The sequence below is a fragment of the Streptomyces sp. NPDC003027 genome, assembly GCF_053591435.1.
The window spans coordinates 185,238-197,003 of record NZ_JBSFTU010000006.1; the positions used below are offsets into that span (position 1 = coordinate 185,238).

Below are 11,766 nucleotides of genomic sequence, written 5' to 3' on the forward strand. Positions count from 1 at the left end.
GGCTTGTCCCATCCGGGCCACTTGATCGGATAGACCACTGTCGACTGTGGCCGGGGTAACCGGTGCTGTCCCGACGGGGTCCCCGCGCCGGTGGTCGTGTTGCCGCTGCCGAAGAGGAACACCCCCGCCACGATCAGTCCGGCGATCGCCGTCTGCCGGCGGGCGCCCGCCGGCAGACGGACGTGTCTCCTGACCACGGTCCCGTCGGACCTCTCGTACTCCTCGATCACGGGCACAGTCGTGTCCCCTCACCAGTCACATCACGCCTCCGTGCGTGACCCGCTCATGAAAGCACCCGCCACTGACAAGCTGTCACGTGAAGATCACCAACGGTGATCACTTTGCGCCACGAGCCCGGCCTGCATGTCGGCGTGGTGTGAGGTGGTGCGTCGCGTGCCCGCCGAGGAGGCATTCCTGCGAGATGGGGGGACGTGGAGGGCACGGCATGCCCCGACAGGTCTAGACAATAACGAAGCCCCAGGTCGCTGACCTGGGGCTTCGTTCACGAGCGGATGACGGGAATCGAACCCGCGCTCTGAGCTTGGGAAGCTCATGTTCTACCATTAAACTACATCCGCGCAGCGGCCCGGTGATCGGTACCGCAGACTCGGACACTGTACCCCATCGTGCAGTTGAGGCGTAGCCTACGCAGGCGGAGTGCCGCCTGGAGTGGTGTCCCCTTGATCCCCTAATGTGGCTGTCTCGTCCACCACTTGTCGGGGAAGGGACTTGATGGGTTCGATGGAGCGCACCGTCGTCCGTTGTGCCGAGGGGCACGTGTTCAGTACCGCTTCGTTCCCGTTGCAGCAGCTCGGTGCCGGGCGGATCGGGCCCGGGCGGCTCGTCCGGTGTCCGCGGTGTGCGCGGCTGAGGCATGCGGTGCCCGTGGAGCTTGAGCAGCGCTGATGCCTGCCGGGGCGCGGGGTCCTGCCGATTGGGGCAGGTCCGCGCCCTCTGCGTATCGTGGGGGCGTGCTTCTCTCAGACAAGGACATCCGGGCCGAGATCGACGCCGGGCGGGTACGCATCGACCCGTACGACGAATCCATGGTGCAGCCCTCGAGCATCGACGTGCGGCTTGACCGCTTCTTCCGGGTGTTCGAGAACCACCGCCACCCCCACATCGACCCCGCCGTCGAGCAGCTCGACCTGACCCGCCAGGTCGAGCCCGAGGGCGACGAGGCGTTCATCCTCCACCCCGGCGAGTTCGTGCTCGCCTCGACCTACGAGGTCATCACCCTCCCCGACGACATCGCGTCGCGCCTCGAGGGCAAGAGCTCCCTCGGGCGGCTGGGGCTCGTCACGCACTCGACCGCCGGGTTCATCGACCCCGGTTTCTCGGGGCACGTGACCCTGGAGCTGTCGAATCTCGCCACCCTGCCGATCAAGCTGTGGCCGGGGATGAAGATCGGGCAGCTGTGCATGTTCCGGCTGAGCTCGCCCGCCGAGTTCCCGTACGGCAGCGAGCGGTACGGCTCGCGCTACCAGGGGCAGCGGGGGCCGACGGCCTCCCGTTCGTTCCTGAACTTCCATCGGACCCAGGTGTGAGGCGGCGGTCGTCATGAGTGAAGTACGCGAGAACCTGACGTACGAGGGCTTCGGGCGCGCGATCCGCGAGCTCGCGCAGACCATCGCCGACGACGGCTACGAGCCGGACATCGTGCTCTCCATCGCCCGCGGCGGCGTCTTCGTCGCCGGCGGCCTGGCGTATGCGCTGGACTGCAAGAACATCCACCTCGTGAACGTGGAGTTCTACACCGGCGTGGGGACGACGCTGGAGATGCCGGTCATGCTGGCGCCCGTCCCCAACGCGATCGACTTCTCCGACAAGAAGGTCCTGATCGCCGACGACGTCGCCGACACCGGCAAGACCCTCAAGCTCGTCCACGACTTCTGCGTCGACCACGTCGCCGAGGTGCGCTCCGCGGTCGTCTACGAGAAGTCGCACTCCCTCGTGAAGTGCGAGTACGTGTGGAAGAAGACCGACGAGTGGATCAACTTCCCCTGGTCCGTCGAGCCGCCCGTCGTCCGGCGCGAGGGCCAGGTCCTCGACGCCTGACGCCCAGCGTGGTGCCGGGGCGGCCTGACGCCGGCGAAGAGCGTCAGGGGGTGCGAAGGCGCTCGGCGAGGTCCATGAGCCAGCCGCCCGGGGCGTACGGAGCCGGCGGGTCGACCTCCATGCCGAGCTCCTCCAGGGCGAGCGTGTAGTCCGGCTCGCCCAGCGGCAGGGTGAGCAGATCGTGCAGCTCGCCCGTGAGCTGCGCGATCAGCCCGCTGTCGGTCGTGTCCAGATAGTCCTGGACGGCGGCGTCGTGGTCCTCGAACTCGTCCGGCATGTCCTGCGAGAACCAGCCACCGAGGAACTGGGCGAGCTCGGGGAAGCGGGCGTGCCACTCCCACCGGGTCTGCGGTGTGGCGGGCGGCGGTGCCTGACCTGTCTCGACGCTCTCCTTCAGCCGGTCCGCGAGGCTCGCCAGCCACGGCTGGATCTCCGCGTCGTCCAGACCGACGTCCGGCACGGGGTAGAACTCGCCGAGCCGCAGCCGCAGCCGGCCCGGCGGGTTGTCGGCGTACTCGCGCAGCTGCTGCTCAGCGATCGGGATCGCCCAGGGACGGGTGCGCCAGGTGTGCCGCAGGTACGCCGCCAGCGGCTCCTGGTCGTCGGCACGGCGCCCCAGGTGGGCGCGGATGACATGATCCAGCTCGCCGTACTTCCGGTCGTGTTCGCGCGGGGTCAGGGGCAAGGGAAACAGCCTCTAGAGGTAGATCGGGAAGGTGGCGTGCACGGTGAAGCCGTGCGGGGTGTCGGTACTGCGCCGGAGGACCACCCGGGCGGCGCGCACGTCGACGGGTTCCTGGCCGGCGAGCATCATCGCCTGGCGTAGCACCCGCCCGACCGGCTCAGGCCGGGAGGCCCAGGCGGCCTCGATGGTGAGGCGTTGCCGGGTGGACTGGGCGAGCCAGCGGTGGATGGCCTGCTCGTTGGCGGTCACCACCTGCTGAGTGGCCCACTGGGCGGTCTCCCGGTCGGGATAGGTCGCGGAAACGTTGGGGCTCGGCACGGAACTGACCTCAGTGCTCTTCGTCGACATGGGCGTGAACGGCTTGGAGGATCGCCTGCAGCACCGGTCGTGAGGCCCAGGGGGCCGTCTCGGCGAGACCGGCGACCGGCTCGGCCGGAGCGGTCGGCGTGGGGAAGAGGAGGAGCGCCTCCTGCAGCTCCGCCGCGAGCGAGGACAGCGCAGACCGGCAGCCGGCGGGGTGCTCGGAGGCGACTCCCGCCCGTACACCCTCGTCGAAGTCCTCGTACTCGCCCGAATCGACCCACCACCAGAACTGGCGGATCCTGCCGAACTTGAGCTCGGCCTCCCAGGCGGCCATCGGAAGCCGGTCGAAGTCCGGGATCGGTTCCCAGTCCTGGAGGCGGATCATCCCCGACAGGAACTGGAGGAACTCGGGCGCGGGAACGTCACCGGCGGCCTCGGCGAGCTGTGCGCCGAAACCCGCCGACAGCGTCGCCGGGTCCGTGTCCCTCACCTCGTCCGAGACGAGGTCGAGCAGCGCGGCGACGGTGGCGAGCGGCATGGCCCACTCGGCCTGCGGTGTGTCCCTGATCGTCCGGCAGAAGCGGGCCAGTTCGTCCTCGAGCGTCTTGGAGCGGTCGCGTCGGCAGGCGACGGCCAGCTCCATGAGCCGGGAGATCGCGCCGTTGTTGAACACCGCTCCGGTGTGTGTCGTCACGCTGTGCATGCTAGGGCGCCTCCGGCATGGAGGTGAGAACGATGAACGGGGGATCGGTGTGCTCGCCGATGTACTTGAGCGTCACCTTGACGCTGTGCACGTCCTTCGCCTGCGCCTGGAAGCCGTCCGCGTCGTAGTCGGCCCGGCTGAGCGAGCGCCCGGTGACCTCGTTGAACGGGAGGCTGTAGCTCGGCTTCGAGTTCGGGTTGTACGTGTTGGGGTCCTTCTGCTTCTCGATCCACCGCTCGATCAGCTCCGCGTTGCGGATGTCGTCCAGGACCGTCTGGGTGAGGCGCTGGGCGGAGGCCTGATCGGTGAAGGTGGAGATGGCCCTCGGGGCCACGGTCCCGTCGGGTCGTACGGTCTGCTGGTCCCGTAGACGCTGGGCCAGCTGCTCGTCCGTCTTGCCGACGTGCTTGTCGACCGGATGACTTCCCGCGATCCCCTCTTGGGCGGCCAGGTCGATCGGGAAGAAGTGGTTCTTCGGGTCCTCGTCAGGGACGGCGTAGGTGTGCACCGGCTTGAAGTCGTTCAGCGCCCGGGCGCCGAAGGACTGGGCGCGCGCGTCCTCGGCGTGGAAGCTCGGAGCGCTCATGAACGCCTCGTCCAGGGGACCCATCAGGGCGTCGAACCGCCGGGTGAGAGCGTCCACCGTGGTCTCGTAGCGGCCGACGATGGCGTTCATGGCGCTGGTGTCCATGTTCAGGGTGATGCTGAGGCCGACCGAGGCCGCCCCCTTCACCAGGCCCTTGACGAGCCCCTTGACGTCCTTGACGTCGAAGCCGTCCTTCAGGTCGATGTCGAGGAGGGCCTTCTTGACCGCGTCCAGGTACTCGTCGTAGACCTTCTCGTTCAGTTCGACCGCGGCCTCTGCGAACTCCCGCAGCAGGTCGCTGATCTTCCTGCTGGTGTCGGACAGCACCGCGAACACCGGGTTGGTGGCGCCGGACGGCGAACTCGCCGTGTCGTGCTTCCACTCGTACCCCGCTGTGCTCCTGCCCCAGGCGGTCGTGCCCCACAGCGAGCTCAGGAACGTCCGCATCGCGTCGTGCCACTCGCTGTTGGCCTGGTCGGTGAGGGGGGCCACGTGGCCGGTGAGGTTGCCCAGGGTGGTGAAGAGCGTGCGGTTCGCGTGTCCCCACGCCCCGGAGAGGGAGTTCAGGTGGTGCTGGTCGGGGAAGGGGTAGACGTCCGGGACCCGGCCCATGCGGTACGCGTGCTTGATCGCGACCCGCATGGCGTCCATGACCACATCCGGCACCCACTCCAGGATGCGGACCCAGATCCGGTCGCCGCCGTCGTCGTCGCCCCACTTCAGGTCGATGACGCGCGGGTAGACGGGCGCCTTGTCGATGACCTGCGGCGGAGCCATGGTGACGGCTTGCTTGGTGCCGCTCGGGTCCGAAGCGGCGTCCGCCTTGACGTAGTTGTTGGCCGTGGTGGTGAAACCGACGGCCGCGCCACCGATGCTCACCACGCTTCTCGCCCACGCCTCGAGGAAGCGGTTGCCGACTTTCATGTACGCGGCGGAGAACGCCTGGGCCGACGTGCCGTAGCCACCCGCGTCCTGGTACTCCCCCAGCTCGTGGAGGAGTGTGGTCGCCCCCTTGTTCAGGTCCGTCTGCTCCTTGGCGAACAGGCCGGACACCCGGAACAGGTCCGACGGCTTGACGTCGATGGTGCCGTTCTGCGGGGCGGGGGAGGGAGGCGTGCCCATCTCAGCTCGTCCCCCATCCGCGCAGTACGGCGCGGTGGGCCTCGGCGTAGTTCGCATGCCCGGTGGTGACGACCTCGTGCAGCCACGCTTGGGCGGCCTGGAGGTCCTGCATCTGCTTGTCCCACTGGTCGAGTTCCTCGACGAAGGCCTCCCTGGCCTCGCCACGCCAGGCCAGGACGACCTTCTCCGTGCGCTCGTACAGCGTCTCCAGGCGCTGGTTGAGCTGCCGGAGTATGTCCTCCAGCTCGCCTGCGGCCTCGTGGAGTGTGCTGAACCTGACACCTATGTAGTCGTCGGGCATGTCCGTCCCCCGTGTCCCCGTGATTTCATCCGTGAGTCGACGCCGGACTCGGACGTCAGACGTCGAGTATTCGGCTGGTGGGCGCCGTGGCGGTGGTTCCCTCGGACAGTGCCGCGGCCTCGCGGGCGACGTCGACCTGCGACTGTGCCGACCGCATCCGGCGGAGGGTGTCCAGTTCCTGCTGGGTGAACCCGTCGCGGCTCATTCGCAGCGCCTCCTCCAGGACGACCAGGATCTCCCTGATACGGACCGCGTCCTCGGCCACGCCGCGGTGCAGCGCCCGGTAACCCCTGGCCGCGTCACTCTTCCAGCCGGCCTCGATGCGGTCGACGACCGCGTCCATCCGCCGCACCTGGCCGTCCAGGTGGCGCTGCATCGCGTCGAGGTCTCCGGCGAGTCTGGTCAGATCGTCGTCCGAGACGTCGAGATCGGCGTTCCCCACTGTGTCGCCTTCCTCTGATTGCTCTGAGGTTCCCTCAACTCGCTTTGCAGGAGCCCCTGTCGACCCTAGCAACGTTGCATGCGCACATGGCGAGCGGGAGCGCAGCGCCGCACGTGACCCTCGTTACGTCGAGACGACTCCCGGCCACACGAGAAGGCCCCCGCCGGATTCCCGGCGGGGGCCTTCTCCCGTACGTACGTCGTTACAGCGTGCCCAGCTTGATGAGCGACAGCAGCGCCACCAGCTGGACCGCCGACGCGCCCAGTGCCTTCGGCCACGGCAGGTCGTGCGAGCGGCTCACCATCACCGTGAGCAGGGCGCCCGCCGCCAGCCAGGTCAGCCAGCCCAGGACCTGCACCAGGCCGTTCTCGCCGCCCAGGAACATCGCGAAGACCAGCCGGGGCGCGTCCGTGATCGACATGATCAGCATCGACAGGCCCACGGTCGGCTGCCAGGAGCCGTCTCCGCCGAACTGGCGCGCCAGCGTATGGGTGACCGCGCCCAGGATCGCTCCACCGAGGACGAAGCCGACGCCCGTCATCAGGACGTACGGGATCGCCGTCGACAGGGTCGCGTTGATCGCCTCGTCGCGGGCCTTGTCGAAGCCGAAGATCGCCAGCAGGCCGTAGAGGAACGTCACGACCAGCGCCGGGCCCCAGACGGCGTAGTCCCGCATCTGGAGGAACGTCTGCGCGGGGCGCAGCACGATGCCGCTCAGCAGGGCCTTCCACGGCAGCCGCGGGCCCGTGGGGGCCGCGGGGGCGGCGCCGGCCTGATAGGTGGCGGCGTTGCCGTAGGGGTCGTCGTGGATGCTGAACGCCTGGGTGTGACCCGGGTTGTTCGCCGTGCCGGCGTGCTGCTGCGGGTAGGGGTCCCCGAAGTACTCCGGCTCCCCGTATCCCTGCGGCGGGCCCTGCGGGGCTCCCTGGGGAGCCTGCGGGGGCCACTGCTGCTGCGGGTACGGCGGCGGAGCCGCGTTGTACCCGTACGGCGCCTGCTGCGGTTGTTGTTGCGGGGGGCGGTTGTCCCGGCCGCGTCCGTTCCTGAATCCAGCCACGTATCGAACGTACCCGGTCCCGCTGTGAGGGCGCGCCTTTGCCACTGAGCTGTGACATCCCCTAGGGGGCGCCCCAGGGGTGACAGCCGCGCCGGGAAAGACAGAAGGGCCGTCCCCCGGGGGACGGCCCTTCTGTCGTGTCGTACGTGCTACTGCGCCGGTTCCGGCTCGTGCTCCGGCTCCGCCGGCAGCTCCTCCGCCGGCTTCTTCACCGACTCCAGGAGCAGCTGCGCCACGTCCACCACCTGGACGGACTCCTTGGCCTTGCCGTCGTTCTTCTTGCCGTTGACCGAGTCGGTCAGCATGACCAGGCAGAACGGGCAGGCGGTGGAGACGATGTCCGGGTTGAGGGACAGGGCCTCGTCGACGCGCTCGTTGTTGATGCGCTTGCCGATCCGCTCCTCCATCCACATCCGCGCGCCGCCGGCGCCGCAGCAGAAGCCGCGCTCCTTGTGGCGGTGCATCTCCTGCTGGCGCAGGCCCGGGACGGCCGACATGATCTCGCGCGGCGGCGTGTAGACCTTGTTGTGGCGGCCCAGGTAGCAGGGGTCGTGGTAGGTGATCAGACCGTCGACCGGGGTCACCGGGATCAGCTTGCCCTCGTCGATGAGGTGCTGGAGCAGCTGCGTGTGGTGGATGACCTCGAACTCGCCGCCCAGCTGCGGGTACTCGTTCGCGATCGTGTTGAAGCAGTGCGGGCAGGTGGCGACGATCTTCTTCGCCGACTTGGGCTTCTTGGTCGACTCGTCCTCGTCGTCCTCGCCGAAGGCCATGTTCAGCATCGCCACGTTCTCCTGGCCGAGCTGCTGGAACAGCGGCTCGTTGCCCAGGCGGCGGGGCGAGTCACCGGTGCACTTCTCCTCGCCGCCCATGATCGCGAACTTCACGCCCGCCATGTGCAGCAGCTCGGCGAAGGCCTTGGTGGTCTTCTTGGCCCGGTCCTCCAGGGCGCCCGCGCAGCCGACCCAGTAGAGGTAGTCGACCTCGGTGAGGTCCTCGACGTCCTTGCCGACGATCGGGACCTCGAAGTCGACCTCCTTGGTCCACTCGACGCGCTGCTTCTTGGCCAGACCCCAGGGGTTGCCCTTCTTCTCCAGGTTCTTGAGCATCGTGCCGGCCTCCGACGGGAAGGCGGACTCGATCATCACCTGGTAGCGGCGCATGTCGACGATGTGGTCGACGTGCTCGATGTCGACCGGGCACTGCTCGACACAGGCGCCGCAGGTGGTGCAGGACCACAGGACGTCGGGGTCGATGACGCCGTTCTCCTCCAGCGTGCCGATCAGCGGGCGCTCGGCCTCGGCCAGAGCGGCGGCGGGCACCGAAGCGAGGGCCTCGGCCGACGCCTTCTCGTTGCCCTCCATGTCCTTGCCGCCGCCGGCGAGCAGGTACGGCGCCTTGGCGTGCGCGTGGTCGCGCAGCGACATGATCAGGAGCTTGGGGGAGAGTGGCTTGCCGGTGTTCCAGGCGGGGCACTGCGACTGGCAGCGGCCGCACTCCGTGCACGTGGAGAAGTCGAGGATGCCCTTCCAGGAGAACTGCTCGACCTGGGAGACGCCGAAGACGGCGTCCTCGGCCGGGTCCTCCCAGTCGATCTCCTTGCCGCCGGTCGTCATCGGCTGGAGGGCGCCCAGCGCGGTGGAGCCGTCGGCGTTCCGCTTGAACCAGATGTTCGGGAAGCCGAGGAAGCGGTGCCAGGCGATGCCCATGTTGGTGTTGAGCGAGACCGTGATCATCCAGGTGAAGGACGTGACGATCTTGAGCGCCGCGAAGAAGTAGGTGAGGTTCTGGAGCGTGCCCAGGCTCAGCCCGTCGAGCGCGGCGATCAGCGGGTACGAGGCGAAGAAGCCCGGCTCCCAGCTGGTCACGTGGTGCTGGGCGCCTTCGAGCGCGCGCAGCGTCATGATGCAGACGCCGACGATCAGGATGACGGCCTCGACGAAGTACGCCTGGCCGGTCTTGGAGCCCGCGAAGCGGGACTTGCGCTCCGCCTTGCCCGGCCGGTTCAGCTGCCGGATCACGATCAGGGTCAGGATGCCGAGGACCGTCATCAGGCCGAGGAACTCGGTGAAGATCTCGTACGGCAGCCAGTCACCGATGACCGGGATCAGCCAGTCGGCCTGGAAGAGCTGGCCGAAGGCGTTGACGATCGTGAGCAGCAGCGAGAAGAACCCCACCGCCACGAACCAGTGCGCGACGCCGACGACGCCCCAGCGGTTCATGCGGGTGTGGCCGAGGAACTCCTTGACCAGGGTGATGGTGCGCTGTGTGGGGTCGCCGGTGCGGGTGCCCGCGGGGACGGGCTGGCCGAGCTTCACGAAGCGGTAGATCTGCGCGATGGCGCGGCCGAACAGCGCGACGGCCACCACCGTGATGACCAGCGACACGATGATCGCGGCGAGTTGCATGAGGGGCTCCTCGGGCGGGCCTGCGAGGCGAGAGTGCCACACTGCCGAGTGTGGCACTACTAAGCGGTAACTTATTCAGTCCGTGCCGAGATTACCGCTTCGCGGCGCCGCGCTGTAGCGGCGCCCGCGGTGATCTGTGTCGCTCAGGCAAGCCTTGCCGGCCGGGTCTTCCCCGCCGCCGCGCGACGTCTGCGGACTGCTGGAAGCGTACGCGCCAGAATGGCCAGATCCATCCCGAGCCAGTGATGGTCCACATAGTGGAGATCGAGCAGCTCGCGCTCCTCCCACGGCAGCTCGGAGCGGCCGCTGATCTGCCACAGTCCGGTGATCCCCGGACGTACGGCGAGCCGGCGGCGGGCCTCGCCCACGCACTCCCGGTGGCCGGGTACGAGGGGGCACGGACCCACCAGGGACATCTCGCCCCGTACGACATGGAGCAGCAGCGGCAGCGCGGCGAGCGGGCCGGGGGTGCGGAAGGTCAGTATCCGGAAGGGCTTCCCGCCCCGGCCCGCCATGGTCCGGCGGCGCAGCGTCCCCTCCGGCCCGTCCCCTCGGTCTCGCGGCGTTCCCTCCGGCCCGTCCCCTCGGTCTCGCGGCGTCCCCGGCCCGTCCTGTCGCCACCGCCGGTCCAGAGTGATCGTGAGTGCGACGGCCAGGAGCAGCGGGGAGAGGGTGAGCAGCAGGACCAGTCCGCCCAGGAGGTCGAATCCGCGCTTGGCCGTCATGCCCCCACCACACCCTTTCGTGGGATATTCGTGAGGTATCGGACTCTCTCACGGAGGGGTGTCCGATGAGGGGGACCGACGCGCCCAGGGCCCCTGTTTGAGTGAGCCTCAGGGCGAAGAGTTGAGTCGCCCCCACTCATGTCTGTTGACGCGGTGAGGTCCGTCGTGCATCCTTGAGTCAGTTCCACTCAAGTCAGGCCAGCTGGAGGAATCGAAATGGCACGTGCGGTCGGCATCGACCTGGGCACGACTAACTCCGTCGTCAGCGTTCTTGAAGGCGGCGAGCCCACCGTCATCACCAACGCCGAAGGTGCCAGGACCACGCCGTCCGTCGTCGCCTTCGCCAAGAACGGCGAGGTGCTCGTCGGCGAGGTGGCCAAGCGTCAGGCGGTCACCAACGTCGACAGGACCATCCGGTCGGTCAAGCGCCACATGGGCACCGACTGGAAGATCGACATCGACGGCAAGAGCTTCAACCCGCAGCAGATGAGCGCCTTCATCCTGCAGAAGCTGAAGCGCGACGCCGAGGCGTACCTGGGCGAGAAGGTCGTCGACGCGGTCATCACCGTTCCGGCGTACTTCAACGACTCCGAGCGCCAGGCCACCAAGGAGGCCGGTGAGATCGCGGGCCTCAACGTCCTGCGCATCGTCAACGAGCCGACCGCGGCCGCCCTGGCCTACGGCCTGGACAAGGACGACCAGACGATCCTCGTCTTCGACCTCGGTGGCGGCACCTTCGACGTGTCGCTCCTGGAGATCGGTGACGGCGTCGTCGAGGTGAAGGCCACCAACGGTGACAACCACCTCGGTGGTGACGACTGGGACCAGCGGGTCGTCGACTACCTGGTGAAGCAGTTCCAGAACGGCCACGGCGTCGACCTCGCCAAGGACAAGATGGCTCTCCAGCGTCTGCGCGAGGCCGCGGAGAAGGCGAAGATCGAGCTGTCGTCCTCCACCGAGACGTCGATCAACCTGCCGTACATCACGGCCTCCGCCGAGGGTCCGCTGCACCTGGAGGAGAAGCTCACCCGGGCTCAGTTCCAGCAGCTCACGGCCGACCTCCTGGAGCGCTGCAAGACCCCGTTCCACAACGTCATCAAGGACGCGGGCATCCAGCTCTCCGAGATCGACCACGTCGTTCTCGTCGGTGGCTCCACCCGTATGCCGGCCGTCGCCGAGCTCGTCAAGGAGCTGACCGGTGGCCAGGAGGCCAACAAGGGTGTGAACCCGGACGAGGTCGTCGCCATCGGCGCCGCCCTGCAGGCCGGTGTCCTGAAGGGCGAGGTCAAGGACGTCCTGCTCCTCGACGTGACCCCGCTGTCCCTCGGTATCGAGACCAAGGGCGGCATCATGACCAAGCTGATCGAGCGCAACAC

General features: G+C 68.3%; 12 protein-coding genes and 1 tRNA gene. 3 read left to right on the forward strand and 10 right to left on the reverse strand.

Annotated features, from left to right (window positions below):
• Window positions 1-507 precede the first annotated feature (507 nt).
• A tRNA-Gly gene (locus tag ACWDX6_RS07625) sits at window positions 508-578 on the reverse strand.
• Window positions 579-971: 393 nt separating this feature from the next.
• Here ACWDX6_RS07625 and dcd point away from each other — a divergent pair.
• Window positions 972-1,547, forward strand: coding sequence for a dCTP deaminase (gene dcd, locus ACWDX6_RS07630; RefSeq protein WP_451484007.1), 576 nt, complete (start codon window positions 972-974; stop codon window positions 1,545-1,547).
• A gap of 13 nt (window positions 1,548-1,560) precedes the next feature.
• Entirely contained in the window at window positions 1,561-2,058 is a 498-nt protein-coding gene (locus ACWDX6_RS07635) for a phosphoribosyltransferase (RefSeq protein ID WP_451484008.1), read from the forward strand.
• 43 nt (window positions 2,059-2,101) lie between these two features.
• Here ACWDX6_RS07635 and ACWDX6_RS07640 read toward each other — a convergent pair whose 3' ends face one another.
• The 9 genes from ACWDX6_RS07640 to ACWDX6_RS07680 form a co-directional block, all read right to left on the reverse strand.
• Entirely contained in the window at window positions 2,102-2,743 is a 642-nt protein-coding gene (locus tag ACWDX6_RS07640; protein ID WP_451484009.1) for a contact-dependent growth inhibition system immunity protein, read from the reverse strand.
• Window positions 2,744-2,755: 12 nt separating this feature from the next.
• Window positions 2,756-3,061 (reverse strand): RNase A-like domain-containing protein, encoded by a 306-nt coding sequence (locus tag ACWDX6_RS07645; RefSeq protein WP_451484010.1) that lies wholly within the window; start codon window positions 3,059-3,061, stop codon window positions 2,756-2,758.
• A 10-nt stretch (window positions 3,062-3,071) separates the two neighbouring features.
• Entirely contained in the window at window positions 3,072-3,740 is a 669-nt protein-coding gene (locus ACWDX6_RS07650) for a hypothetical protein (RefSeq protein WP_451484011.1), read from the reverse strand.
• Between the two features lie 10 nt (window positions 3,741-3,750).
• The gene (locus tag ACWDX6_RS07655; protein ID WP_451484012.1) at window positions 3,751-5,457 is read right to left on the reverse strand and encodes an RNase A-like domain-containing protein; all 1,707 of its coding nucleotides are present in this window, start codon (window positions 5,455-5,457) and stop codon (window positions 3,751-3,753) included.
• Window position 5,458: 1 nt separating this feature from the next.
• Window positions 5,459-5,758: a WXG100 family type VII secretion target gene (locus ACWDX6_RS07660; RefSeq protein WP_451484013.1), complete on the reverse strand. Its 300-nt coding sequence runs from the start codon at window positions 5,756-5,758 to the stop codon at window positions 5,459-5,461.
• Window positions 5,759-5,813: 55 nt separating this feature from the next.
• The gene (locus ACWDX6_RS07665) at window positions 5,814-6,200 is read right to left on the reverse strand and encodes a WXG100 family type VII secretion target (RefSeq protein ID WP_451484014.1); all 387 of its coding nucleotides are present in this window, start codon (window positions 6,198-6,200) and stop codon (window positions 5,814-5,816) included.
• Between the two features lie 202 nt (window positions 6,201-6,402).
• On the reverse strand, window positions 6,403-7,257 hold the full coding sequence (locus ACWDX6_RS07670; protein WP_451484015.1) for a Yip1 family protein: 855 nt from the start codon (window positions 7,255-7,257) through the stop codon (window positions 6,403-6,405).
• A gap of 149 nt (window positions 7,258-7,406) precedes the next feature.
• The gene (locus ACWDX6_RS07675) at window positions 7,407-9,665 is read right to left on the reverse strand and encodes a (Fe-S)-binding protein (protein WP_451484016.1); all 2,259 of its coding nucleotides are present in this window, start codon (window positions 9,663-9,665) and stop codon (window positions 7,407-7,409) included.
• Between the two features lie 143 nt (window positions 9,666-9,808).
• Entirely contained in the window at window positions 9,809-10,390 is a 582-nt protein-coding gene (locus ACWDX6_RS07680) for a sugar transferase (RefSeq protein ID WP_451484017.1), read from the reverse strand.
• 216 nt (window positions 10,391-10,606) lie between these two features.
• Here ACWDX6_RS07680 and dnaK point away from each other — a divergent pair.
• On the forward strand, window positions 10,607-11,766 hold a 1,160-nt coding region (gene dnaK / locus ACWDX6_RS07685), incomplete at its 3' end, for a molecular chaperone DnaK (protein WP_451484018.1).